This is a genomic window from Saccharothrix violaceirubra, assembly GCF_014203755.1.
Taxonomy (GTDB): Bacteria; Actinomycetota; Actinomycetes; order Mycobacteriales; family Pseudonocardiaceae; genus Actinosynnema; species Actinosynnema violaceirubrum.
Map to the genome: position 1 here is coordinate 2,879,464 of NZ_JACHJS010000001.1, position 24,315 is coordinate 2,903,778.

The following is a 24,315-nucleotide window of genomic DNA, read 5'->3' on the forward strand; positions in this document are numbered from 1 at the left end:
AAGTAGTGCTCCAGTCCCACGCTGACGGCGGCGAGAGCGCGTTCATCGTCCTTCCGGACGCTGACGGCGCTCTCGCCGCTCGTCCTCGACGATGCGGGGCGGAGGTGTTGCTCACCCATCCGTCCGGCCGCCCGTTGCTCGTGGGCGTCCTCCACGATGATGACCTTCGGACCTTCCGCAGCAGACATGGTGTCGTCGCGCTGGTCGGCTTCTGCCCCTTGGCCGGCGCTCGATTGGAAAGCCTGCTGCGTGACATCACCGATGTTCGACAGTTGGACCGGGTAGTCGGTGCACTGCCCGGCAGCCACCACGTGATCGCCTCGCTCGAAGGCGAGGTGCGCGCTCAGGGAACGATCTCCAACACGCGGCGGATGTTCGTGGGTGGGGATGTCGCCGCGAACCGGGCAGACCTCGTCGCCGAGCTGGTCGACGCCGGTGTGGACGAGGAGGCCGTCGCACTGCGGCTGCTGTTCCCGTCGGTTCCCCACCCCCTCACCTCGTCGACGATGTGGCGCGAGGTCGCCGCGGTTCCCCCCGGCCACTACGCCGCTCCGGGCAGCACGCCGGACGTGGTGCGCTGGTGGACGCCACCGACTCCCCACCTTGCGCTCGCCGAGGGGGCGGAGCGGTTGCGGGACGCACTGACCTCGGCCGTCGCCGACAACGCCAGGTCCAGGCCGTCGATCAGTTGCGACCTGTCCGGCGGCATGGACTCCACTCCCGTCGGGTATCTCGCCTGGCAGCACAACCCCGACCTGCTCGCGGTCACCATGACGGAACTGACCAGCGATGACGACGACACCGGGATCGCCGTCGACGCCGCGGCGCGGATGCCGGGCGTCGAGCACCTCCTGATGCCCGCGAGCGGACTGCCGTTGCCGTTCGAGGGGCTGTTCGACCCCGACCAGCCTCACGACGAACCGTTCCTGGGCCTGCAGGGGGCACGGTTTCGGGAAGTCGCCCGCCGGGTGCGGGCACACGGTTCGACTTTGCACTTCACCGGCCACGGTGGAGACGAGGTCCTGTCCGCGCCACCGAATTACCTGCATGGCCTCGCGCGGCGCGATCCGTGGCTCGCGCTCGACCACGTACGTGGTCATCGCGGGCTCAAGCGCTGGACGGTGAGTCAGACCTGGCACGCGCTGCGGGACAACCAGTCCTATCGGGACTGGCTCGAGCGGAGCGCACGGGAGATCACCTCACCATTGCCCGGCGGACGGCTGCCGCCCGCGAGCTGGAACCACCCCTTGAGGCTGTCACCGTGGCTCACCCAGGACGGCGTCCATCTCGTGTCGGAGGCGCTCGGCACGGCCGCGGTGGGCGCCGAGCCGCTGGCGGAAGACCGAAGCGGGCATCTCGCGCTCGAACAGATCAGGGCTTCCGGCCGAGTCGCTCGGCTGATCGGGCAGCTCACCGCCACCCAAGGCGTGCGAACGGTGACACCATTCCTCGACGACCGGGTGGTCGAGGCGTGCCTGTCCGTGCTGCCGCACGAACGCAGTACTCCCTGGGCCTTCAAACCGCTGCTCACCGCGGCGTTGCGCGACGTCGTGCCCGCGGACATCGTGCGGCGGTCGACCAAGAACGACATGTCGGAGGACGTGCACGCGGGGTTGCGCGCCCAGCGATCGAGGATCGCGGCGCTGTGTGACGACCTGCTGTTGGCCCGGCTCGGGCTGGTCGACGCCGAGGCGTTGCGGCTGGCAGTTCTCGGCCCGCCACCGCCCGGACCGGCGTTGCCGATCATGGTGATGACCTTCAACTGCGAGATGTGGCTGCGCGGCGCCACCTCTTTGTCGACGAGGAGTGGGAGCGGATGAAAGCCAGGGCGACGGCACTCGTCAAGCCGGCGGGAAACACGTTCAGCGGCCTTCCCGCCGCGTTCTCCGTATTGGTGGCCAAAGTGCTCGGCAGGCAGTCTCCGCACCGCATTCGTCGCGTGCTCACCGCGGTGTCCCGGGGTGCTCGTCCCGCGACACTCGCCGAGGCGGAAGCGGCACACCGGGCGGTGCTCGGCAGCAGCGTGATGATGGCGGGCGACGGGTGCCTGCCGAGGTCGATCGCCGTCGCCTTGCTGTGCAGGCTGCGCGGCAGGTGGCCGACCTGGCACGTGGGTGCGCAGATCCATCCGTTCCGCGCGCACTCGTGGGTGGTGGCGGAGGGTGTGGCGGTGGGGGAGACCGGTGACATGAGCCGGTGGAAGTCGTTGATCACGGTCGGCTCGCAGGGAGATCCCCGATGACGTTGCGCCCACGTGCACAGGTGACGATGACCCGCGCCGACGACGGCATGGTCGTGTTGGACGAGCGGACGGGCCGCTACTGGCAGCTCAACCACAGCGCCGCGTACATGCTGGAGCGCTTGGTGGACGGGGACACCGTCGACCAGGTCGCCGAACACGTCGCCGCGAGTGCGGGTGTCGACACGGCCGACGTGCGGTCCGACGTCGACGCGTTCATCGGCCGCCTGCGCCACGCCGGCCTCATTGCCGAATGACGACTTCTCAAGGGGGGAACGTGGAGACGAACGCCGGACGGCGGTCGGAGTTGGATGAACTGGTGTCGACATTCCCGGACGACGAGGCCGCCGCGGTTCGCGGATGGCTCGGCGGCGCTGCGGGCACGTCGCACCTGCCGGGGATCTCTTTGCGCAGCAATCACGAGCCGCTCGTGGAGAAGCTGCCCAGGCCCGCCGCGTACGACCCGAATGCGATACGTCGCGTCGCCATCGTCGGAGGCGGCACGGCAGGCTACCTCACCGCGATTGCTCTGCGTACCAAGCGACCGTGGCTCGAGGTGTCGCTGGTCGAGTCACCGTCGATCCCGATCATCGGCGTCGGTGAGGCGACCGTGCCCGGCATCGTGATCTTCCTGCACCACTACCTCGGCATCGACGTCGAGGACTTCTACCGACAGGTTCGGCCGACCTGGAAACAGGGCATCCATTTCCGGTGGGGACCTCGGCCGGAGGGGTTCATGGCCCCGTTCGACTGGGACAGCAATTCGATCGGCACGGCAGGGGCGGTCGACTCCGGCAGCGGTATCGACGGATACACGCTGCAGTCGTTGTTGATGAGGACGGACCGCACGCCGGTGTTCGACGCCGGCGGCGAACAGGTTTCGCTGATGAAGTACCTGCCGTTCGCCTACCACCTCGACAACGCGCGCTTCGTCGGCTTCCTGACCGACATCGCCAAGCAGCGCGGCGTGCGGCACGTCGAAGCGCGAATCGAGGACGTGGTCCTCGGCGGTGAGGACTGGGTCGACCACCTGCGCACCACCGACGGGCGCAAACTCGACTACGACTTGTACGTGGACTGCTCGGGTTTTCGGTCGATTCTGCTCGGCAAGGCTTTCGGGACGCCGTTTCTGAGCTACGAGAGCAGCCTGTTCACCGACTCGGCCGTCACCGGCAACGTCGGCCACGGCGGGCACCTGAAGTCCTACACCAGTTCGATCACGATGGACTCCGGCTGGTGTTGGGGCATTCCGACGCCGGAAGATGACCACTTGGGCTACGTGTACTCGTCGAACGCGATCTCCGACGACAAGGCTGCCGAGGAACTCGCAGCGCGGTTCCCGGGCGTCGGCGACCCCCGTGTGGTCCGGTTTCGCGTCGGCAGGTACGAGAAGGCGTGGCGCGGCAACGTGATGGCGATCGGCAATGCCTACGCGTTCGTCGAACCACTCGAGTCGACCGGCATCCTCATGATCACTTCCAGCGTGCAGGCGTTGGTCGCCTCCTTGCCGGCGTCGTGGTCGGATCCGCAGTGCCGTGACATGATCAACGTTGCTCTCGCGAACAGGTGGGACGCGCTGCGGTGGTTCCTGTCCATCCACTACAGGTTCAACACCAGGCTCGACACGCCGTTCTGGCGGGAAGTCCGTTCCACGACCGACATATCCGGTGCGCAACCGATGCTGGACATGTACGCGACCGGTGCGCCGCTGCGATATCGCAATCCCTTGCTCAGGACGTTTCTGCAAGGAAACACACCGACGTTCTACGGGCTGGCCGGAGTGGAGACGATCCTGCTCGGACAGGAGGTGCCGACACGGCTGCTGCACCGTGCGGAGCCGCCCGAACGGTGGCGCGCACGCCGGGACGCCGCCATGGCGATCACCCGGCGCGCATTACCCCAGAACGAGGCGTTGGCGCGGTTCCACGACAATCCGGGCTTGAACCGGCAGCTTCTCTTCGACCCGGACAGTTGGGCGAGCCCGTTGCGTGCCGAGCCGATCGGAATGCTGTGACGGACGAGGCGCTCCGGACGGTGTTCCGTTCGTTCATGGCGGGGTTTCCGACCGGAGTCGCCGTCGTCACCGCCGTCGACGCCGACGGGACGCCACATGGGATGACGTGTTCGTCCCTGTGCAGCGTCACACTCCTTCCACCGACGCTGGCGGTGTGCCTGCGCAGAGGCAGCCCGACACTCGCGGCTATACAGCGCCGCAACTTCTTCGTGGTGAACCTGATGCACGACGAGGCACGGATCACCGCGGAGCTGTTCGCCTCCGGGGAGGCCGACAGGTTCGACCGGGTGCGCTGGCAGGCTGGAGCCGCCGGGCCGCACCTGCCCGACGACGCGCACGCGATCGCGGATTGCTCGGTGCGCCGGACCGAGCCGGTGGGAGACCACGAGGTGGTGTTCGGAGAGGTACTGGGAGCAGGCGTATCCGAGATGCCCAAACCACTGCTCTATGGCATGCGCCGCTACGCCAGGCTGTGGACGGAAGCCGGGCGGTGAACGGTCTCGAAGCCACCTGCGGGGGCGAGGTGGTCAGGGCCGGGAGCACCATGATCTCGCCGTCGTGGTAATCGTGTAACGAACCCTGGCTCGGCCACGCTGCCGACCACCGCTCGACCTGTTCGGAAGTCGACGGAGGAGGCGTCGATCTGCCACCCACCCGAGTCCTCCTTGTATCCCATGCCCACAAACCGCCGGCATGCCGGGTCCCTGTTGTCGAACAACGGTTCCCGGCTCGCGGGAACGAGCCGCCGTGCGCCTCCAGGTGCGGCCGGGCCACCGAGGTCTGCGGCGGGTGGTCGAGGGTCCGGCCGGCCATCCGCCCCCGTGCGATCGACGACAGCAGGGCGTGCCCACGGCTTCGGGCCGCGATCGCGCGATCCTGGTCGCATGATCACGAGCGGCGGGGTCCGCTTCGCTTCTCCCGGATCGGCGACGTCCGATTATCCGCGCCCGGTACCGTGAGTCACGGGGCGTGTGCGGGGCGGGGGTGGCGTGGTGTCCGCCGAGGCAGTGGGGGATCAGCCGGAAGTGGCCGAGTTGCTGCGTGCGGTCCGCGCGGAGATCGACGCGACTCTCGGCGCGGAGACCGGGTTCGACAAGGTGGTCCTCACCGAAGGTCGGGTCGTGGGCGGTGGGGGCGACCGGCACGAGTACTCGTTCGCCGCCCGGGGCTGGAAGGACTCGTCCGCCGCCCGGCCGCTGCTGATTCGTGCCCGCCCGCGTACCGCCTGGGAGTCGGCGGAACTCGTCGTCGCCGAACGCGGTCGGTTGCGCCTGCGCACGTCCGCCGTGCTGGGTGCGAAGGCCGAACTCCGCGAGGACGACACGTCCGGCCTGGTCGCGTTGGCCGAACAGCTCGACCGGACGATCTCGGGGGCCGGCGGGTTGAACCTGACCGCGGCCGGGTGGCTGGTCGGCCGCGACCTGCCCGCGGCCGGTCGGTGCCCGCACCCGGAGCGGTACGTGCGCGGGTGGCGGTCCTTGCAGCTCAACGACCGGCAGCGCGATGCCGTGGCACGGGCCCTGGGCAGCGACCTGACCTTCGTCTGGGGGCCGCCCGGCACCGGCAAGACCGAGGTCGTCGGCCACGTCGTGGAGGGCAACCACCGGCAGGGGCACCGGGTGCTGTTCCTCGCGCCCACCAACGTCGCCGTGGACCAGGCGGTGGAACGGCTGTGCGAGCTGTTGAGCGCCGAGGACGGCTTCGCCGGCGGGCTCGTGCAGCGGGCCGGGGACATCGCACCCGGTTCGCTCAAGGAGAAGTACGGCGACCGGATCGAGCAGCGGAAGATCGTGGCGCGGCTGAGCGCCGGCCTGACCGCCGAGATCGGGGAGTTGCGCGAGCGCCTCGACGTCGTCGACAGCCGCTTGGCACTGCACCGCGAGCACGCGGAACTCCTCGGAAGTCTCGAACAACTGCGTGGCGACGCTCGGCGGGCCACGCGGGACGTCGCCACGGCCGCGGCCGAGTGCGAGCGCGCCAGGCAGGAGGCAGCCCGGCTGCGTGCCGAACTGATCGCGATCGGAGTCCCGACCGGCCCGTCCGCCGCGCGGAAGGCGCGACAGCAGGAAGAACTCCTCTCCCGACTCCAGGTGGTCGACCAGGACGTCGCCGACCTGGTCGCGCGGCACCTGCTCGCCACCGCCGAACAGCGGCGCCACGCGGCGCGAGTACAGGCAGCCGAGCGCAAGGCGAGCGCACTCCGGACGACACTGGTCGGCAGCGCCGACCAACTCGCCACCACGGCCAAGAATCTGCGGGAACGTCTGGAAGACCGGCAGGACAAGCTCCGCGCCGTCGAAGTGGAGGTGCGTGGCAACTGCCGTGTCCTGGCGACGACCGTGGCCAAGGCCGTGCAGTCCCGGTACCTGATCGACAGGTTCGACACCGTCGTCCTCGACGAAGCGGGCATGGTCGCCCTTCCCGCGGCCTGGTACGCGGCGGCGTTGGCGAGGAAACGGGTGGTCGTGGCCGGCGACTTCCGGCAGCTCCCCGCGGTGACCCGGGCGTCCGGCGATCACGACGCGGACCCGGCGACGCGGGCGCACTCCGCGCACTGGATGGACCGCGACGCCTTCCACGCGGCCGGCCTCGTCGACGGTCGGGGACGCGTGCGACCCCACGGCTGCCTGATCGGTCTGGACACCCAGTACCGCATGCGTCCGGCGATCTGCGCGGTCGTGAACACGATCGCCTACCCCGACGCGCCGTTGACCACCGGCCGGGCGGACGGCAGCCGGTTGCCGCCGTCGCCGCTGCTGGAGTCGCCGCTGGTGCTGGTCGACACCGCGACCCGGCGCTCGGCCGCACAAGGCGGTCCCAGATCCAACCCGGTGCACGAGGCCGTGATCCACGAACTCGTCCGGGGACTGCAGTACGACGGTGTGCTGCCCGCGCGCAAGGAGGACGGCGGGCCGGGCGACCGGATGGCGGTCATCGCCCCCTACCGCGACCAGGTCGGGGCGCTGAAGGGCAGTCTCGCCTACCGGTTCGGCGCCGACTACGACGGTGTCGTCGACACCGTGCACCGGTTCCAGGGCAGCCAACGACCCCTCGTGGTGATCGACACCGTCGCCGGTGCCGGTGACCGGGTCGGCCGCTTCTACGAGGGAACGGGCCTGTCGTCGGCCACCTGCCGACTGCTCAACGTGGCGGTGAGCCGCGCGCAGGACCACCTCGTGGTGGTCGCCGACGTCGACTTCCTGAGCCGCAACCTCAAGCCCCACGGCGAAGCCGCCCGCCTGGTCGACCACCTGCGGCGGCACGCGCACCACCTCGACGTCGGCGACCTCGTCCCGTTCCGCGCGGCGGACGACCTGGCGGGACTCGACCCGCACGAGCTGACCCGACCGGCCTTCTTCCCGGCCGACGAGGTGCCGCGCGCCGTCGCCTGGGACTTCGCGCACGCCCGACGCGGCATCGACATCTACTGCGCGTTCCTCGACGCCGACCCCGTCGAACGGTGGCTCGCGAAGCTGACACCGCGGATCGAGGACGGTCTGACCGTCACCGTCCACACCCGACCGGCCCGGCGATCCGACGACGAACGGCAGATCGCGAGGCTCGAGGCGGCCGGGTGCACCGTGGTCCGACGCGAGCGCATGCACGAGAAGGTCGTGATCGTCGACGACGAGGTGCTCTGGCACGGGTCGCTCAACCTGCTGGCCCGCACCGGGCCCACCGACCTCATGATGCGCATCACCGATCCCGGTGCCTGCGAACGCGTGCGCCGGATCGTCGAGCGCGCCCGTGCCGAGCCCGGACCGAAAGCCGGCGGCCGGTTGTACCTGAACGTGCCGTTCGCGGAGAACGACCTGGCCAGGCAGACCGCGAAAGCCCGATGGGATCCCAAGTCCAGGCGTTGGTACGTGCCGCACGACACGCCTCGACACCTTGTGGAGCGGTGGTTGTAGCACGTCCGGGCGTACAGGGGGAGCAAGGATGAGGATCGTCGCGTTGCAGTCGAAGCAGCCGTCCACGGTCGCACCGGCCGTGGTGTTCCCGCCCGCCAAGTTCGATCTCGTGGTGTCGACCGGCGGACGTGGTGCCGCGCGAGGGGACCTGCGTGCTGGAGATGGGGGTTTCGATGTCGGAAGAACGTGATACCTGGGAAATCAGGATCGGCGTCCACGCCACGGAGGAACAGGTGCGGGAGTTGATCGAGAAGATCAAGCTGCTGTTGTGCCCCGTGCCCGAGCACGCCGGTCCCTGCCCCGTGCCGTGGGCCACCGGCCTCGTGCCGCGCGACGCGTTCCCCGACGGCTACGGCTATCCGGAGTTGGAGGAACAGTTCCGGATCGAACACGGCCACGACGACGCTTGATGGTCCGGCTTCTGCCCCGACGAAATCCGCGCCTCGCGCCTGCACGCCTCGCCGCAGTCTGCGGAGACCCTTCGACCTGGTCGCGGGCGGCACGCGCGAATGAACGCCCGCGCGCACCGTGCTGTCCCGCAGGCCGGTGTGGGAGCTGCGTAGGCTGGCTCCAGTCGCCGGTTCAGGGGGAATATCCATGGGGCGGGTCGCGGTCATCGGTGATGTCGGAGGACACGCGGACCAGTTGCGGTGGGCGTTGGAGTGGCTGGGCGCCGGCGCCGGGCGGTTGCCGTCCGATCTGACGGTGATCCAGGTGGGCGATCTCGTCGACCGCGGTCCGGACAGCACGGGAGCGCTCGACGTCGTCGCGAGGCTGCTCGACGAACAGCCGGACCGGTGGATTCAACTCGTCGGCAATCACGAGGCGCAGTACCTGCCCGGCGGGACGGTGTTCTGGCCCGATCCGGTGGAGGTCTGCGATGTCGAGCGGCTGCGGGCTTGGTGGGCGGATGGGCGTCTGCGGGTGGCCACCGCCGTGCGCACTGGGGACGGTGAGGAACTGTTGGTGACCCATGTGGGTTTGACCCTGGCCGGCTGGCAGTGGTTGGGGGAGCCCACGTCCGCAGTGCGTGCGGCGGAGTCACTGGACCGGCGTCCGGAGTTGATCTGGCGCATGGGCGAGCACGCGCGTGACGAGCAGGCGGGTCCCTTGTGGGCCGAGTCGGGGGCGGCGTTGCACGAGCCGTGGATGGGGTATGTCGGTGTGGTGCCGTTCGGGCAGGTGCACGGGCATTCGACGGTTGTGGCGTTCGGCGAGGAGCGTTGGCGTTGTACGGGTCGGGTCCGTCAACGGGCCTCGGTCGACTGGCAGGCACGCCACGTGCGTGTGCGTGTCGGGGGACGGGTGTTCACCGGCGTCGATCCCGGGCACGGCCGGACGGGCGCGACCCGTTGGCAGCCTTTGGTCTTCGACGCCGCCACAGTGGTCTCGACCTGACCGGGGGCGCCCTGGATCATCGGAAAGTGCCCCGCTCAGCCGAGGCCGGACGAGCGGCGGCCGTCGACCAGGGCAGGAGGCACCGTGATCTCGCCGTCGTGATCGGCGTGGAGCGGGCTGTCGGGAAGCAGTACGAAGTCGTCGGCCACCACGGCGATGTACCCGTTGTGCCGGAAGTCGCCCACGGCGGTGGCCTCGACCATGGTGCGTGGAGTTCGGGCAGAGGTGCCGAGGAAGTCGGCGGGCAGCGGGTCGTCCGGGCGGTGGACCATCGTGGCGACGGTGAACCGGCCCACCCGCCGCACGGCGCGGTCGGCGGTGAACAGGATGGCGTGGCCGCCGGGGTCGAGTCGGACCAGCACCCCGACCGCCCGGTGGGGCTTCGACAACAGCCTCCGGCCATGGATCCTGACCGCGACCGCACGCCCGGCGAGCACGGCCACCAGAAAGGCCGGCACGGCCGCACCGGCCGGTCCCCACGGCCACCACAGGAGCCCGGCGGCGATCGCGAACAGGCCGAGCATGATCGGCCGAGACCCCGATCCGGGCGTGCTCTTGCCGTCCGCCGGGACACCCACGACGACCACGGGCAGGTCGCCCAACGCCCGCCGCTGCCGTCGGGCCCACCACGGCCGCAGCGCCGACATCACGAGGCACACCAGGGCGTACACGCCGAAGCCGATGCGTGACACCGGATCGTCGAACGCCCACACGGCCGCGATCAGGACCGCGACCGCACCGGCGGTCGGCCGCCACACCAGCAGTGCCGGTGCCGCCCAGACAAGCGGGTTGGTCGAGCCGCCCGCCACGAGCACCGCCACCACCGCCACGACCCACGCGACCAGGGGCGGACAACCCTGGTTCGGCCACGCGGCGGACCACCGCTCGGCCTGTGTGGAAGTCAACGGAGGCGCGTCGATCCGCCACCGACCCGGTTTCCCCTCGGATCGCATGCCACAAAACTACCGGCGTGCCGGGCCCCTGTTGTCGCACAACGGGTTCCGGCGCGCGAGGCGGTCGCAGTCCGCGCACGACCTTCCGCCGACGGTGACGATCAGGAACTGGACGTCGCCACCGAGCGCTGGGCTTCACGCAGCGTTCGACGCGGTCGGAGCGCTTTTCTCGGACGGCGGGACGAGGCGAGCCGTCGTGCTTCTGCTGGTAGTACTGCCTGGCGCCCGGACGAAATTCCCGGTCAACTGGAATCGGATCACGGGAACGAGCCGCCGCGCGCCCCCAGGCGCGGCCTGGCCACCGAGGTCCGCAGCGGGTGGTCGGGGGTCCGACCGGCCACCCGCCCCCGTGCGATCGACGACAGCGGTTCGGACCACGCGGCGTCTATTCCTGCCCGAAATCGGGCGGGTGCCGGTCGCGTGATCACGAGCGGCGGGGGTGTCCGCCGAGACAGTGGGGGACCGGCCGGAACCGGCCGAGTTGTCGCGTGCGGTCCGCGCGGAGATCGACGCGACCCTCGGCGTGGAGACCGGGTTCGACAAGGTGGTCCTCACCGAAGGTCGGGTCGTGGGCGGTGGTGGCGACTGGCACGGGTACTTGTTCGCCGCACATGGCTGGAAGGACTCCGGATCTACACCTCGACGGGCGCCGGCAGCGAGCGCATGATCCGGCTCGGCCAGGCTTCACCGCCGTGCGGACCATGGTCGCGGTCAACCGCGACCTTGCCGGGCTGGAGGCCGCTCTCGGCACAGGGTGATCGAGGTGGAGCGGACCGCGACCCGAATTGGACTGTTCAGCTCAATCTCGTTGATGCATAAGGTCCAATATCGCGGCGAACGTCGGATGCGCCTGCCCTCCGTCGGTCGGTATCGCCGCCGCCGCGCACGTGTCGGGCACGGCGCGCGCCATGTCCGACGACCGGTTCCTGCCGGGTTCGATACAGCTTGTAGGGGGTCTTGCCGTCGGACGACTTTTGAGGTCAACTTGTCGCCGGCAGCGCCACCGGGGAGGTCAGGGTGTCCCGCTTCGTCGCCCGCCGCGTGATCGCGGGCCCCATCGGGTGCGAAGTCCCGACCGTCGTCGGTGACCACCGGTGAGACCACCTCCGGCCGTGAACGGGGCACGGCCGAACCTGACAGTGCGGAGAGCCCCGTGAAGAAGCGTGTGATCGTTCCCCTCGCGGTCGTCGGCCTGGCGGTGGCCGGTGTCGTCGCCTTCTCGCCGTGGGACAGACCTACGGCGGGTGTCGGTAGTGTCGCCGCCTCCTGCGACCCGGGCCCCGGGTGCGCGAGCGGGACGCTCCCACTCTCGACATCCGCCTCCCCGTCCTCCGCCTCTGCTTCTTCGTCCGCCTCGGCGACGCCGTCCTCGGTCGCGAGTGCCACGCCGACGCAGGGTCCGGTGCGCAACGCGCTCTCCCTCCCGCTGGTCCCGTGGGAAGGCGGCCCGAAGTACTACGGCCAGTTCGCCAAGTCCTCGGCGTGGAACGACCCGAACTTCTTCCCCATCGCGGTGTGGGGCGCGACCGTGGGGTCCCAGAAGGACATCGACCTGGACAAGGCCGTCGGGATCAACACGTACCTGGAGCTGTACGACACGCCCCGGCTGGACCTGATCCGCGACGCGGGCATGTTCGCGATCCACGACCAGACCACCAACCCGAACCTGGGGTCCGAGACCGTCGGCTGGCTGCTGGCCGACGAGCCGGAGCAGTTCGGCCAGGGCGACGCGCTCAACCTGCTCAAGTCGACGTCCGCCAAGCTCCCGAACGACGGGCGGATGCGCTATACCAACTTCACCGCGAACATGATCTGGCCGAACTACGCGCCCGAGGACGGCATGGCCGCGCAGTGGCTCGAGGTGAACGGCGCGGTCTCGTTGGACACCTACTGGTACGGCCGGTTCATGGGCTGTGACCGACTGTCCCACCCGGACCTCCCGGCGCGGAACCAGAGCCTGCTGACCGAGGACGAGTGCTACCGCCCGTCCAACTACGGCTACGGCGTGACCAAGCAGCGGGAGATCGCGGCCGAGTCGGGCAAGACCGAGAGCGTGTTCGGGTTCGTCGAGAACGGCCGGCCGTACGCGGAGAACCCGGCGATCAAGCCCGACCACCTCCAGGCCGCGGTGATGAGCATGATCATCCACGGCGCGCGCGGCATCAACTACTTCAACCACACGTACGGCGACTGGTGCCCGAGCAGCAACAACTTCCGGTACACGGCGTTGTTCGGCGGCGACTGCTACGCGGCGATGACCAAGGCCGCGACCAAGGTCAACGGTCAGATCAAGGCGCTGGCCCCGGTGCTCAACTCCCAGAGCTACGCCTGGACGTTCAACCCGTCGCTGGACACGATGCTCAAGGTCCACAACGGATACGCGTACGTCTTCGCCATGGGCAGCGGGATCCCGGGTGGCACCGCGACGGGCAGCTTCGCCCTGAACCTGCCGCCGGAGGCCGCCGGCAGCACCTCGGTGGAGGTCGTGGACGAGGGCCGCACCATCCCGGTGGCGGGCGGCAAGTTCACCGACACGTTCGCCTCCTCGACCGCTTACCACATCTACAAGATCCGCCTCTGAGTCGCTGATCGGACCCGGCGGGCGCGGACTCCGCGCCCGCCGGTTCGCTGTCCGCCTCGACGGACGCATGGATTCTTTCCCGATGGAAAATCGACGGCGAGTTCGGGAACGTCGGGAATCAGAAAATGCTCACGGTGAGTTAGCTGGTTACATCAGTGGGAATGGTTCACTCGATCGTGTGACACTTGGCACAAAGTGTGGTGTCGTCGGGTAAGAATTAGCGCATGGGCCACCCTTTCGATAAGGGGTAAGTGCCTGATCGGCTGTCCGATCGACCGGACACCGGCCTGTAGTCCCGAATCGACACGGAGTGACCTCTGAGAAGTGATCACCGAACCGCTTTCGGCGTTCTCGCGCACGCGTTGGCGCAGTGCCGCGAAAGTCGGGTCACCGGCGCGTTGTACATCGCGGGAAATCCGGGCGGCCTGTTCTACCTGCGTGACGGCGTGGTGACCGGCGTGCGCAGTCCCGGATCGCCCGGTGCGGACACGCTCGTCGCCCGGGGAAACGTCGGGAACGCGGATACCCGAGCCCTCACCGCGACCGTGCTGCACGACGGCGCGTTCGCCATGGTCACCGGTGACATCGAGCGTTATGTCATCGGCGGATCCGCCGAGCTGCCGTTCGTCCCGGCGTCCGACGGCGTCACCGTGGACCAGTTGCTCGCGGAGACGACCGACCGGCTGGACGTCGTCGCCTCGTTACCCGTCCTCGTTTCACCTCATCGCGACCGGGTGGTGCCCGCCCGTTCCGCCGGCCCCGCCGAGCTGGGCGCGGAACGGCAGGAGATCGTCGCCCACGCGACCGGGCGGCGTACCGCACGGGACATCGCCTTCGCGATCGGCGCGAGCCTTTACCCCGTCACGGCGGAGATCTCGCGGATGCTCGACGAAAAGCTCCTGGAGACCGCCCCGGCGGCGGCGGCGTTCAATTTCGTGCACGGTGGACTCGCTTCACTGCGGCCACGGGCGGACACGGTGACCGACCGCCGCGCCGAGGAGGTCGGGGTGCCGCCGCTCCCCACCCGCCGACCGGGTCGGACCAGGTCCGGACCCGCGCCGGGGTAGGCGTGCCGATCGTGGAGTGCCCTGCGTGATCAGGGTGGATCCTCGGAATCAGGAAGGAAATTTGTGGACTACGACGCCCTGGCCGCGGAATTGCGGAAGCTTCGCGAGAACGTCTCCGGAGTGACCGATACGGTGATCGCCGCGACCGACGGGATACCGATCCTCACCGACGTGGCGAAGCGGGTCGAACCCGCGCACATCTCCGCACTCGCCGCCGCCGACCTCGGAATCGCCCGCCAGGCGGCGGAGGTGATCGGTCTGGGCAAACTCAGCCAGACCGTGGTGTTCGGCAGTGCGGGCTACATGGCCGTGTACGCCATCGGTGGCATGTCGCTGATGGTCGTCCTCGGGGACGAGGGGTTGAACCTCGGCCGCCTCATCTACGAGACCCGGCCGGTGATCGAGCGGGTCAACTCGATCCTGGCCTCTTAGCCTGCCGGTCGAGCCGACCTTGATGACCTCGTTCATTCGGAAATGTTTCCAGGCGTGGCCGACGCGCAGGCGGCCGGCCGCGTCCTCACCATCGCCGGTCGACACAGGAAAGTGGGATTTGATGAACATCGATACCGCACTGAAAGAGGCCATGTCCATCGCCGGCGCCGTCGGTGTCGCCCTGGTCGATTACGACAGCGGGATGTCGCTCGGCACGAGCGGCGGCGGCGACTGGCTGGACCTGGATCTCGCGGCGGCCGGGAACACCGAGGTCGTCCGGTCGAAACTCCGGGTGATGTCGACGCTCGGGCTCAACGACAACATCGAGGACATCCTGATCACGCTGCACCGCCAGTACCACCTGATCAGGTTGTTGAGCGGGGTGAAATTCCGGAGTTCGCTCTTCCTCTACCTGGTGTTGGAAAGGGACCACGCGAACCTCGCCCTGGCCCGGCACCAGCTCAAGCGCATCGAAGTCGACCTCCAGGTGTGAGGGCCGGGAGTCATGCGGTGATCTTGGCGGTGATCTTGTCCGCGAAGATCCAGCGGTTGGCGGCGAGGGCGTCGTGGGGTTCGGGGCGTGGGCCACGCCCGTGCACGTCGGTGAAGTGGAAAGGCGTGCGGGTGCTGGTGCGCCAGCCGTAGGAGGTCAGGGCGATCGTGGAGTCGGGGCGCGGGTCGTCGTCGAACAGGCCGAGCAGGTCCACTCCGATCTCCTGCCGGGCCCGGCGGTAGACGGGGCTGTCGCGGATCCGCGGCACCTCGCGGACGGACTTGATCTCGTAGGCGAGTCGGCTGCCGGGGGCGCTGAGCCGGTCGACCGCGGTGATCAGGGCCTGTTCGGCGACGGCGGGCAGGTAGAGCAGCAGTCCCTCGGCCAGCCACGTCGTGGGGCGAGCGGGGTCGAAACCGGCCGCGAGCAGCGCCGGTGCCCAGTCCCGCCGCAGGTCCACGGGGACCGGCACCCGCCCGGCGGCCGGGTCGACCCCCGACCGGTCGAGCACGTGGTGTTTGAAGCCCAGCACCCCGGCCTGGTCCAGTTCGTACACGGTGGTGCCGCGCGGCCAGGGTAAGCGGTAGGCCCGGGAGTCCAGTCCCGCGCCCAGCAGCACGACCTGGGTCGACTCCGCGACGAAGTCGTCCAGGACCCTGGTCCGCAGGCCGAAGTAGCGGGCGAGTCTGCCCCACACCGGGTGCGCGTCGCCCTCGGGAACCTCCCGCGGGTGCACCGGCCAGGCCCTGGACACGGTCGCGGCCCGCACGAAGTGCTCCGCGAACCGGTCGTGGGCCAGCGCGTCGGGGCGGCGGTGCTCGATGGCGCGGGCCGCGGCGACCATCAACGCCGTCACCCCGACGCCCCGGTCGATCCCGTCCACGCCTGGTTCCTTTCCGTCGCCCACACGTCCAGCGGCAGGGTGCGCGCACCGTAGACGCGGTTCATGAACCGCAGCACGTCCGGGCAGGGCAGGTGCAGGCTGGTCGTGCAGTCGGACAGCACGGTGACGTGCAGTCCCTTCTGGAACGCGGTGCGCGCGGTGGAGTCCACGCACACGTCGGCGTAGAGACCGGCAAGCACAAGGTGATCCACGCCGCGTGCGTGCAGGTGTGCCTCGAACCCGTCGGCCAGAAAGGCGTCGAAGCACGCCCGTTTGGTGAACACACGCTCGTCGCCCGCGGGCGTCACCGCGTGGAACTCCGCGCCCCACGTGCCCTCCAGGCACTGGGGTCGCTTGTCCAGGACGGCGTCACGGGCACGCCAACTCGCGCCCTGGTGGACGAAGTCGCCCAGGAAGCGGACGAACACCACCTCGACACCGTCCGCGCGCGCCACGTCCACCGATCGCACCGCCCGCGCCACCACCCCGCCGAGGTCTTCGGGGACGGCGCCGTGGCGGGCGGCCACGACCTCGGGCGCGCAGAAGTCGTTTTGCAGGTCCATTACGACCAATGCCCGCATTACGCGTGCAGGAGATCGGGAGAAGCGATGAGCGCGTCGACCACCTCGGTGGTCGTGTGCCGGCCACCCCGGTCCGGGGTCGCGATGCCCTCGTCGGCCACGGCCGCCAACGCCCGCTCCACCGCCACGACCGCCCCGGCGCACCCGACCTGTCGCGCGACTGCCGCCGCGGCGCGGACGGTGGCGGTCGGGTTGACCAGGCCCCGTCCGGCGATGTCGTCGGCGGACCCGTGCACCGTCTGGAACTCCGTCAACCCGGCCACGTCGGGGTGCAGGTAGACGTTCTCCGTGCAGCTTTCCTCCTGCCGCCGCGACCCGTACCGGTCCAGCAGCAGCACGTGCATGATGTCGCCCCACTCGTTCCCGGCCACGATCACCGTGCGCGGAACCGGTCCGCGTTCGAGCAGGTCCCGGTTGACGGTGTCCGGCTGGCACAACCGCACCGCGACACCCGCATCCGCCGCGGCCTCGCGTACCCACCGGTCGAACTCGCCGTCGAGCAGGTGGAACTTGTACGCCAGGACGATCTCCGCGGGGCCCTCCGGCCACAACTCGCGCGCACGTTCCACCGCGTAGGACAACACTTCCCGGGTGATCTCCCGGCGGAACACCGTGGTCCGCGTGATGATCCCCGGGCCGTGCTCGTTGTCGCCGGTGTAGAAACCCTGGGCCTGGTCCCGCACCACCAGCAGTCCGGCGGTGATCTCGTCCACCTTCACCGCCCGCAACCGCTGCCGGACCAGGTAGAGCGACTGGGCGTTGATCGCGGTGCGGAACACGGCGCGCGCACCCCGTGCCGCCAGGTCCCGGCAGAACCGCTCGTAGTGCCCGGCGTCCGCGAGCGTCCGCTCCCGCATCGCCGGCGTGCCGGAGTCGTTGTCACGTAACGAGAAATACGAGTCGTACACCCGCGGCGAACGCTCGACCGCCACCCCTGTGGCGAGCACCCCTAGCACCCGCTCGAAGACGTCGGCCAACTCCGCGCCGGTACCACGCCCCACGGCCAGTCCGACGACCGCGCCCACCTCAGCCCACCCCGCCGCCGACCAGCAGGTCACCCGGGATGTCCGCCTTGTCCGGGGCGTAGAAGTCGACGATGCCCCGACGCCAGGTGTCCACCGCGACCAGGTCGTCCTCGGACGGGCCGAACGCGTCGAACAACGCGTGGACCTTGCCCTCCTCGAAACCGATGGCCTTCATCAGAGCCAGAAACCGCGACCGCTCGATCAACCCGTCGCCGTCCGGGTCGCCCAGTTCCGCCAACGCGTCGGCGAACCGCGCCACGGTGGCGTCGAACCGCTCCGGCGACAGCACACAGGTCCGGAACTCCTCGAACGTGACCTCACCGTCCCCGTCGACGTCCAGCTCGGCGACCAACGTCGCCCAGTAGGCCCGGAACGCCTCGACCATCTCCCGCAGCGCCGGCTCACCGGACCCGTCGGCGGCCACCACCACCCGCCTGGCCATCAGTTCGAAGTCCTCGCCGTCCAACTTCCCGCTGTCGTTCGCGTCGAACAACGAGAACACCACCGACACCCGCTCGACCGCCGCGTCCCGCATCCCCGACCGACCCCTTTCCGGCCCACGCCGTGCGGACCACGGCCGACCGTAGGGGGCTCGCCGAGATCGGGTACACGTCGTTCACCCGAAGTGGTGATGCCCGAGCGGGTCGCGCCGGGTGCCTCGTCGATCGAGATGAGGATCGGTCGGGTCGAAATTCAACGTCCGGCGGGGAAACTCTTTCCGTCGAAAAAAGATCACGTGCCACCGTCTGTCCGACGTCCCGATTCAACGGATTCCGATCGGCGGTGGCAGGTTCATACGTTCGGCCGTCGCGTCCCGGGACCGCTCGGGAGAGACTGTGTCTCGGCGTTCGTCGGGTCTGATTATACCGGGCCGTGGTCCGGTCCCCCTGTATCGGTCCGCACTATGCCAGTCGACATCGGAATTATTCCGCGGTCCTCGAGAGGGTGACGTCGGCGGCCGGGGTGACAGTCGATTTCGGTCAGGGTGGTCGGACTCGGCAGGGGGTTCACGTGATTCGGAAGACCGTGCTCACGGTCGTGGTCGCCATGCTGCTGATCACAATCGTCGCCGTACCCGCCGAAGGTGCTGCCCGGGGCGTACTGGTCGACAACGGCTGCGTCGGGGTGTCCGGAATTTTCGATCCCCGCTGGAAAATGCACCCGCACACGTACGGATGTGCCATATCGCCGTTGTGGGTGACCTATGACGGCCGCTATCAGAACTTTGAGCGTGGCCAGATGGTCTGGTCACCCGGAAAGGGTGACTACATGGTCATATCGGGATGGTGGTCCAGTTTCGCATACGGTGGGACGACTTCGTTCAAGCTCGACCTGGAATGGGGCACGAGCGCTCCCTTCGCGTATGAACGTTGGCATATCCGACTCGACCGGGACAATCAACTGGGCCTGGCCGAGGGGACCTGCTTCGTCGTGGCCGGGTCCCGATGCCATCCGACGAGCGGAAGCGCGAGCTTCACGGACACCGTCCTGTGGCCGGGTGCCATTGCCCCGGGGCACAGCTATCAGCTCAAGGTGCGAGGTTGCCACTCGCACTACGACTGTCCGGAAGGGTGGACGATTCCGGTGTGGCTCTGGTTCTGAAAGCGGCCGGTCTCCCGTGCGCGGCTGACGGGACGAGGCGGGTTCCGTGCCGGGTCCGACGTACGACCTGACCTGGAAAGGGGTTGAGATTCATGAAGACGACCCGCGGTCGCGAGACCGTCGACAGCAAGCCCGGGTGGCGGTTACCACGGTCGGTGGTCAGGTGGTCGGCCGCGGCGCTGCCGGCGATCCTGGGTGTTTTCGTCGGAGCCGGACCGGTTCCCGCGATGGCGTACGCGCCGGAGACCGCGTCGGCAGTCCGTGACGCGGCGGCGATCCACCACGTTCCGACGGTGCCCCTGTCGATCAACGGCAGACCCGTGCCCGGCGAGACGATTCTCGCCTACAACGGTTACGTCCTGCACATGGCCTACTTCCCGGGCAGCGACGGCGCACCGGGCCGGCTGCACACGTTCACCACTCCCGACGCGTTGGAGAAGTTCGTGCACTCGCGGGGCGGCCCGGAGCACGCGCTGGCCAAACCGTCGAAGCACGCCAACCCGGACACCCCCGGTGTCGGCTGGCGGGTTGTCGGTCCCGGCGCACGGGGCGGTGACGGAGTCTCCTCCTACGGCTGGGACACGACCGGAAGCATCATCTTCGAGCACATGGAATTCAGTGGCTGCGGGCTCTTCCTGGAGAAGAACTACGGCTACCAGCGGCTGACCCACGTGTACGGGTGCATGTGGCCCAACGACTGGAATGACGAGACGTCCTCGGTCAAGAACTCGCCGTACGGCTCCACCGCCACGGTCCTTTACGAACACACCTACTACAACGGCTCTACGCTGTACATTCCGTACAGCGGATTCAACCACTACCTCGAAGGCGTCGGGTGGAACGACCGCACCTCGTCGTTCGCCTCGATATAGGCGGAGAACGCGAAGTGCGACCGGCCGCGATTCCCGCCACCGATGCCGCGTCGGTGCCGGGCGCGACGGAGCCGCGACCAGCGGCCTGACCGACGCCCCGGTCGCCGTGCCCGGGTTTCGACGGGGGCCGGCCCCACCGGTGGACGAGTGGAGCCCCCGGCCTGCCGGTGTGCCTTCCCGGGTCGTCCGGATACCCGTTCTCGGGTGGCGGTCACCACCACGCACCCGCGGTGTCCGCGTCGGACAGGACACCGGTCACGACGGTCTTCTCGTCGTGGAGCGCGCCGGCGAGGTCCGCGCCGCGCAGGTCCGCGCCGAGGAGGTTCGCGCTTCGGAGGTTCGCGCCGGTGAGGTCCGCTCCGCGCAGGATCGCCTTGCGGAGGTCCGCGGCACCGAGGTCCACGCGGCGGAGGTCCGCGTCGGTGAGGTTCGCGCCGCCGAGGTTCGCGTCGGCGAGACTCGCGTCGGCGAGGTCGGCGTCCGTGAGGTCGGCGGTGCCGAGGTCGGCCGCGTGGAAGTCCGCGCCGGTGAGGTCGGTGTCGGCGAGGCGCGCGCCGGTGAGATTCGCACCGGTGAGATCGGCGTTGGCGAGGCTCGCTTCGGTGAGGTCCGCGCCGCTGAGGTGTCCGTCGCGCAGGTCGGCGCCGGTCAGTTGTGCGCGGGTGAGGTTCGCGCCGCGGAGGTTCGCGGTCCGCAGGTCCGCCCTGGTGAGGTCGGCGTCGGCGAGGTGGGCGCCGGTCAGGTCCACCTCGGTGAGGTCGGCTCCGCCGAGGTCCGCGTCGGCGAGCGTCGCGTTCGACAGGTGCGCGTCGCGGAGCTTCGCGCCGGTGAGGTCCCCGCGGGTGAGATCGGTGCCGGCGAGATCCGTGCCGACGAGGTTCGCGCCCGTGAGGTCGGTGCCGGTGAGGCAGGTGTCGCGCAGGTCGATCCGGGTGGTCTGGTCGTGGCTCTGGTCGCGGCGGCCCAGGACGGTGAGCGCCGCCTGGACGTCGGGGCTGACGGTCTGGTCCGGGCACGTCGTGGCGCCCGTGCGGGTGGGGCGGGGTGTGGTGGTGCGGACGAACGCGGAGAGGACCTCGACGATGGTGGGGTGGTCGCGGGGTGAGTCGCGGGCGAGGCGTTCGAGGGCGTAGACGGCGCCGAGACGGCCCTGGAGGTGTTCCGGGCCGGTGCGGTCGAGCTGGTCGACGGCCTTGCCGTACCGGTCGGTGAGCTGGCCCTGTTCGGTCAGGGCGTTCTGCGCGCGGCTGGTCCGCAACGCCAGGCCGGTGAACACCACACCGGCGACCGCGGCCAGTGCGGCGAGCAGCGAGGCGACCGCCGTCCAGTTCACCGGTCGACGGGGACGTGGTCGCGGCCGGTGCAGCCCGGCCGGGCGGGCGACCGGTCCGGACGGGCGGGGTGGGACGCGGCGGCGCGGGGGATGTCCGTTCATCGGCCCAAGCTTGTCCCTGCCGACTGACGGTTCGGACACGCCCGAGGACGACGGTCGGACAAGGAGGCGGCGGGGAGGTGGCCGCCGCGCGATCATGCCCCCATGACGAACACTTCCGACGACGGGCGCCATCCGTCGAGCGAGCCGTACGAGTCGGGCATGCTGGAGGTCGGCGACGGGCATTCGCTGTACTGGGAGGTGTCGGGCAACCCCGACGGCAAACCGGCCGTCGCGTTGCACGGGGGACCCGGATCGGGGAGCACGCCGCGCATGCGGGGGCTGTTCGACCCGGACCGCTACCGCGTGGTCCTGTTCGACCAGCGCAACGCCGGGCGCAGTACTCCGTCGGCCGCCGATCCGGTCGTCGACCTGTCGGCCAACACCACCGGGCACCTCGTCGACGACATCGAGGCGCTGCGGGTCCACCTGGGCATCGACCGCTGGCTGGTTCTGGGTGGTTCGTGGGGCGTCACGCTCGCGCTCGCCTACGCCCAGGCGCATCCGGCGCGGGTGACCGAAATGGTGCTCGCGGCCGTGACCAACGGCGACCGCCGCGACACCGACTGGATCACCCGTGACATGGGCCGCGTCTTCCCGCGTGAGTGGGAACGGTTCCGTGCCGGTGTGCCCGCCGCCGAGCGCGACGGCGACCTGTCCGCCGCCTACAGCCGACTGCTCCACGACCCCGACCCCGAGGTCCGTGCCACGGCCGCACGTCGGTGGTGCGAGTGGGAGGACGCGCACATGTCGTTGGCCCCCGACGCCACACCCTCGCTGTCGGTCGCCGATCCGGCGTTCCAGCTGGTCTTCGCCCGCATCGTCACCCACTACTGGTCGAATGGCTGCTTCCTTGACGAGGGACAGCTGCAACGCGGGATCGATCGGCTCCACGGGACTCCCGCCGTGCTGATCCACGGCCGCTACGACGTCAGCGGACCGCTCGGCACGGCCTGGGCGTTGCACCGGGCCTGGCCCGGCAGCGAACTCGTGGTCCTCGACGACACCGGTCACGGCGGGGGCGGCATGAGGGCGGCGATGATCGCCGCCCTCGACCGCTTCGGCCGCGGTCAGGACGGGTGATCCCCCGCCGTCACCGGGCGTGCCGCAGTGCCCAGTCCAGGACGTGGTCGGCGATCTCCTGCCACCCCGGCTGCGCCGGCAGCAGGTGGGCGAAGCCGGGTCGTTCCTCGATCTCGGTGACCGTGTCCGACCTGTAGTGCCCGGCGTTGGACCGTTGCACGGCCGGCGGCATGATGTGGTCCTCGCCGCCGGCCACGAACAGCAGCGGAGCGCGGGCGTCGTTGTGGTAGTCGACCCACGTGTCCTGGTGCCCCGGCTGGAAGTTGGCCAGCACGCCGCCCCACACGATGCCGCCGTTGACCGGGATCGCGTACCGCTCGTAGAGCGCGCGGGACTCGTCCTCGGTGAACGTGTTGGTGAACGCGTAGTTCCACTGCGCGAAGCTGATCGGGACCGCGCGGTGCCGGTTGGCCGGGTTCTTGAACACCGCGAACGTCGACTTGACCTGGCTGAACGGCACCACCCGGACGCCTTCGGTCGGCGCGGAGTTCAAGGCCACGCCGACCGCGCCGCGACCCCGGTCGAGCAGGATCTGGGTGAACGCCCCGCCCGCCGAGTGGCCGATCAGGATCGGTGGGGCGTCGAGCGCGTCGATCACCGACGACAGGTGGTCGATGATCCTCGGGACGGTCAGTTCGGCGATGGGCGTCGGGTCGGCCCGCAGCGCCTCGACCTCGACCTCCAACCCGGGGTAGGCCGGGGCGAGTACGCGGAAGCCCTTGCTCTCGTAGTGCGCGATCCAGTGCTCCCAGCTGCGCGGGGTCACCCAGAAGCCGTGGATCAGGACGATGGTGTCGGGCGCGGTCATCACAGGCTCCTGAGGAAGGCGAGGAGGTCGTCGGACAGGCGCTGCTTGTGGGTGTCGGTGATGCCGTGCGGCGCGTCGGGATAGACGATCAGCTCGGCGTGCGCGATCCGGGCGGCGGACGCGCGACCGCCGACGTCGATCGGCACGACCTGGTCGTCGTCGCCGTGGATGACCAGCGTGGGCACGTCGAACGCGTCCAGGTCCGCGCGGAAGTCCGTGGCGGAGAAGGCGGCCACGCACTCGTAGGCGTTGTGGTGCCCGGCCTCCAGGCCCTGTCGCCAGAACGCGTCGCGAATCCCCTGGGACACGGCCGCGCCGGGGCGGTCGTTCCCGAAGAACGGGCCGTCGGCCAGGTCCCGGTACAGCTGCGACCGGTCGGCGAGGGATCCGGCGCGCAGGTCGTCGAACACCTCGCCCGGCACGCCGTCGGGGTTGTCGTCGGTCCGGAGCATGAACGGCGGCACGGCGGACACGAGCACCACCTGCGCGACCCGGGACGTGCCGTGCCGGCCGACGTAGCGCGCCACCTCGCCGCCGCCGGTGGAGAAGCCGACCAGGGTGACCTCGCGCAGGTCGAGGGCGTCGACGAGGGCGGCGAGGTCGTCGGCGTAGGTGTCCATCGCGTTGCCGTGCCACGTCTGGTCGGAGCGCCCGTGGCCGCGCCGGTCGTGGGCGATCGCGCGGAAACCGTTGTGGGCCAGGAAGAGCTGCTGCGCCTCCCAGCTGTCGGCGTTCAGCGGCCACCCGTGGCTGAGCACCACGGGGCGGCCCTCGCCCCAGTCCTTGTAGAAGATCCGCGCACCGTCGGCGGTCGTCACGTGGGGCATCGTCGACACTCCTGTTCGTCGCCCGGGACTCCCTGGACCGTAGGCACCGGGTAGATCTTGTCCGGCAGCCTCGTGTGCACGGTCCGCTGCCCACTGTGCACACTGGCCGCCGGC

23 protein-coding genes are annotated in these 24,315 nt (G+C 69.7%); 15 read left to right on the top strand and 8 right to left on the bottom strand.

What is annotated here, in order from left to right; translation table 11 throughout:
• Window positions 1-272: 272 nt before the first annotated feature.
• From F4559_RS13750 to F4559_RS13785, 8 genes are all read left to right on the top strand, one after another.
• Window positions 273-1,820, top strand: coding sequence for an asparagine synthase-related protein (locus F4559_RS13750; protein ID WP_184668940.1), 1,548 nt, complete (start codon window positions 273-275; stop codon window positions 1,818-1,820).
• Complete coding sequence (locus F4559_RS13755) at window positions 1,817-2,242, top strand: lasso peptide biosynthesis B2 protein (protein ID WP_184668941.1); 426 nt, start codon at window positions 1,817-1,819, stop codon at window positions 2,240-2,242. The genes F4559_RS13750 and F4559_RS13755 overlap by 4 nt, the downstream gene beginning before the upstream one ends.
• Window positions 2,239-2,496 carry a lasso peptide biosynthesis PqqD family chaperone gene (locus F4559_RS13760; RefSeq protein ID WP_184668942.1) on the top strand — a complete coding sequence of 86 codons (258 nt, stop codon included), beginning with the start codon at window positions 2,239-2,241 and terminating at the stop codon, window positions 2,494-2,496. The genes F4559_RS13755 and F4559_RS13760 overlap by 4 nt, the downstream gene beginning before the upstream one ends.
• A gap of 20 nt (window positions 2,497-2,516) precedes the next feature.
• Window positions 2,517-4,253, top strand: coding sequence for a tryptophan halogenase family protein (locus F4559_RS13765; RefSeq protein ID WP_184668944.1), 1,737 nt, complete (start codon window positions 2,517-2,519; stop codon window positions 4,251-4,253).
• A 35-nt stretch (window positions 4,254-4,288) separates the two neighbouring features.
• Window positions 4,289-4,747 carry a flavin reductase family protein gene (locus tag F4559_RS13770; protein WP_184668945.1) on the top strand — a complete coding sequence of 153 codons (459 nt, stop codon included), beginning with the start codon at window positions 4,289-4,291 and terminating at the stop codon, window positions 4,745-4,747.
• 498 nt (window positions 4,748-5,245) lie between these two features.
• Window positions 5,246-8,164, top strand: coding sequence for an AAA domain-containing protein (locus F4559_RS13775; RefSeq protein WP_221447225.1), 2,919 nt, complete (start codon window positions 5,246-5,248; stop codon window positions 8,162-8,164).
• 161 nt (window positions 8,165-8,325) lie between these two features.
• Window positions 8,326-8,574, top strand: a complete 249-nt coding sequence (locus tag F4559_RS13780; protein ID WP_246445843.1) for a hypothetical protein — start codon at window positions 8,326-8,328, stop codon at window positions 8,572-8,574.
• 187 nt (window positions 8,575-8,761) lie between these two features.
• A complete protein-coding gene (locus F4559_RS13785; protein ID WP_184668947.1) occupies window positions 8,762-9,562 on the top strand; it encodes a metallophosphoesterase in 801 nt (266 codons plus the stop codon).
• Between the two features lie 35 nt (window positions 9,563-9,597).
• On the opposite strand, the gene F4559_RS13790 is transcribed toward F4559_RS13785, so the two are convergent.
• Window positions 9,598-10,515, bottom strand: coding sequence for a hypothetical protein (locus F4559_RS13790; protein ID WP_184668948.1), 918 nt, complete (start codon window positions 10,513-10,515; stop codon window positions 9,598-9,600).
• 1,402 nt (window positions 10,516-11,917) lie between these two features.
• Here F4559_RS13790 and F4559_RS13795 point away from each other — a divergent pair.
• From F4559_RS13795 to F4559_RS13810, 4 genes are all read left to right on the top strand, one after another.
• Window positions 11,918-13,096, top strand: a complete 1,179-nt coding sequence (locus tag F4559_RS13795) for a hypothetical protein (RefSeq protein WP_184668950.1) — start codon at window positions 11,918-11,920, stop codon at window positions 13,094-13,096.
• Between the two features lie 362 nt (window positions 13,097-13,458).
• Window positions 13,459-14,163: a hypothetical protein gene (locus F4559_RS13800; protein ID WP_184668951.1), complete on the top strand. Its 705-nt coding sequence runs from the start codon at window positions 13,459-13,461 to the stop codon at window positions 14,161-14,163.
• Between the two features lie 63 nt (window positions 14,164-14,226).
• Window positions 14,227-14,595, top strand: coding sequence for a roadblock/LC7 domain-containing protein (locus tag F4559_RS13805; protein WP_184668952.1), 369 nt, complete (start codon window positions 14,227-14,229; stop codon window positions 14,593-14,595).
• A 121-nt stretch (window positions 14,596-14,716) separates the two neighbouring features.
• Window positions 14,717-15,088, top strand: coding sequence for a hypothetical protein (locus F4559_RS13810; protein WP_184668954.1), 372 nt, complete (start codon window positions 14,717-14,719; stop codon window positions 15,086-15,088).
• Between the two features lie 10 nt (window positions 15,089-15,098).
• On the opposite strand, the gene F4559_RS13815 is transcribed toward F4559_RS13810, so the two are convergent.
• The 4 genes from F4559_RS13815 to F4559_RS13830 are packed head-to-tail and all read right to left on the bottom strand — an operon-like array spanning window position 15,099 to window position 18,112.
• On the bottom strand, window positions 15,099-15,971 hold the full coding sequence (locus tag F4559_RS13815) for an SAM-dependent methyltransferase (protein ID WP_312865631.1): 873 nt from the start codon (window positions 15,969-15,971) through the stop codon (window positions 15,099-15,101).
• A complete protein-coding gene (locus F4559_RS13820; protein WP_221447226.1) occupies window positions 15,941-16,534 on the bottom strand; it encodes a cysteine hydrolase family protein in 594 nt (197 codons plus the stop codon). Before F4559_RS13820 ends, F4559_RS13815 begins: the two co-directional genes overlap by 31 nt.
• Window positions 16,535-16,551: 17 nt before the next feature.
• Window positions 16,552-17,577: an isocitrate/isopropylmalate family dehydrogenase gene (locus F4559_RS13825; RefSeq protein ID WP_184668958.1), complete on the bottom strand. Its 1,026-nt coding sequence runs from the start codon at window positions 17,575-17,577 to the stop codon at window positions 16,552-16,554.
• Window position 17,578: 1 nt separating this feature from the next.
• On the bottom strand, window positions 17,579-18,112 hold the full coding sequence (locus F4559_RS13830; RefSeq protein ID WP_184668960.1) for an EF-hand domain-containing protein: 534 nt from the start codon (window positions 18,110-18,112) through the stop codon (window positions 17,579-17,581).
• Window positions 18,113-18,588: 476 nt separating this feature from the next.
• Here F4559_RS13830 and F4559_RS13835 point away from each other — a divergent pair, with 476 nt between their 5' ends.
• Window positions 18,589-19,179 (top strand): hypothetical protein, encoded by a 591-nt coding sequence (locus tag F4559_RS13835; RefSeq protein ID WP_184668962.1) that lies wholly within the window; start codon window positions 18,589-18,591, stop codon window positions 19,177-19,179.
• A gap of 92 nt (window positions 19,180-19,271) precedes the next feature.
• The gene (locus tag F4559_RS13840) at window positions 19,272-20,051 is read left to right on the top strand and encodes a hypothetical protein (protein ID WP_184668964.1); all 780 of its coding nucleotides are present in this window, start codon (window positions 19,272-19,274) and stop codon (window positions 20,049-20,051) included.
• 211 nt (window positions 20,052-20,262) lie between these two features.
• Here F4559_RS13840 and F4559_RS35900 read toward each other — a convergent pair whose 3' ends face one another.
• Window positions 20,263-21,486 carry a pentapeptide repeat-containing protein gene (locus F4559_RS35900; RefSeq protein ID WP_184668966.1) on the bottom strand — a complete coding sequence of 408 codons (1,224 nt, stop codon included), beginning with the start codon at window positions 21,484-21,486 and terminating at the stop codon, window positions 20,263-20,265.
• Window positions 21,487-21,588: 102 nt separating this feature from the next.
• Between F4559_RS35900 and pip the strand changes: the two genes are divergently transcribed.
• The gene (gene pip / locus F4559_RS13850) at window positions 21,589-22,566 is read left to right on the top strand and encodes a prolyl aminopeptidase (RefSeq protein WP_184668968.1); all 978 of its coding nucleotides are present in this window, start codon (window positions 21,589-21,591) and stop codon (window positions 22,564-22,566) included.
• Between the two features lie 10 nt (window positions 22,567-22,576).
• Here the strand turns inward: pip and F4559_RS13855 are convergent, their stop codons facing one another.
• Both F4559_RS13855 and F4559_RS13860 read right to left on the bottom strand, forming a co-directional pair.
• Entirely contained in the window at window positions 22,577-23,374 is a 798-nt protein-coding gene (locus F4559_RS13855; RefSeq protein WP_184668970.1) for an alpha/beta hydrolase, read from the bottom strand.
• Window positions 23,374-24,201, bottom strand: coding sequence for an alpha/beta fold hydrolase (locus tag F4559_RS13860; protein ID WP_184668972.1), 828 nt, complete (start codon window positions 24,199-24,201; stop codon window positions 23,374-23,376). Before F4559_RS13860 ends, F4559_RS13855 begins: the two co-directional genes overlap by 1 nt.
• Window positions 24,202-24,315 lie beyond the last annotated feature (114 nt).

Coding starts and splice junctions, on each gene's coding strand:
- F4559_RS13840 (WP_184668964.1), top strand. CDS start 19,272: ATGAAGACGACCCGCGGTCGCGAGACCGTCGACAGCAAGCCCGGGTGG.
- F4559_RS13790 (WP_184668948.1), bottom strand. CDS start 10,515: ATGCGATCCGAGGGGAAACCGGGTCGGTGGCGGATCGACGCGCCTCCG.
- F4559_RS13860 (WP_184668972.1), bottom strand. CDS start 24,201: ATGCCCCACGTGACGACCGCCGACGGTGCGCGGATCTTCTACAAGGAC.
- F4559_RS13855 (WP_184668970.1), bottom strand. CDS start 23,374: ATGACCGCGCCCGACACCATCGTCCTGATCCACGGCTTCTGGGTGACC.
- F4559_RS13820 (WP_221447226.1), bottom strand. CDS start 16,534: ATGGACCTGCAAAACGACTTCTGCGCGCCCGAGGTCGTGGCCGCCCGC.
- F4559_RS13755 (WP_184668941.1), top strand. CDS start 1,817: ATGAAAGCCAGGGCGACGGCACTCGTCAAGCCGGCGGGAAACACGTTC.
- pip (WP_184668968.1), top strand. CDS start 21,589: ATGACGAACACTTCCGACGACGGGCGCCATCCGTCGAGCGAGCCGTAC.
- F4559_RS13830 (WP_184668960.1), bottom strand. CDS start 18,112: ATGCGGGACGCGGCGGTCGAGCGGGTGTCGGTGGTGTTCTCGTTGTTC.
- F4559_RS13770 (WP_184668945.1), top strand. CDS start 4,289: ATGGCGGGGTTTCCGACCGGAGTCGCCGTCGTCACCGCCGTCGACGCC.
- F4559_RS13785 (WP_184668947.1), top strand. CDS start 8,762: ATGGGGCGGGTCGCGGTCATCGGTGATGTCGGAGGACACGCGGACCAG.
- F4559_RS35900 (WP_184668966.1), bottom strand. CDS start 21,486: ATGAACGGACATCCCCCGCGCCGCCGCGTCCCACCCCGCCCGTCCGGA.
- F4559_RS13780 (WP_246445843.1), top strand. CDS start 8,326: ATGGGGGTTTCGATGTCGGAAGAACGTGATACCTGGGAAATCAGGATC.
- F4559_RS13810 (WP_184668954.1), top strand. CDS start 14,717: ATGAACATCGATACCGCACTGAAAGAGGCCATGTCCATCGCCGGCGCC.
- F4559_RS13760 (WP_184668942.1), top strand. CDS start 2,239: ATGACGTTGCGCCCACGTGCACAGGTGACGATGACCCGCGCCGACGAC.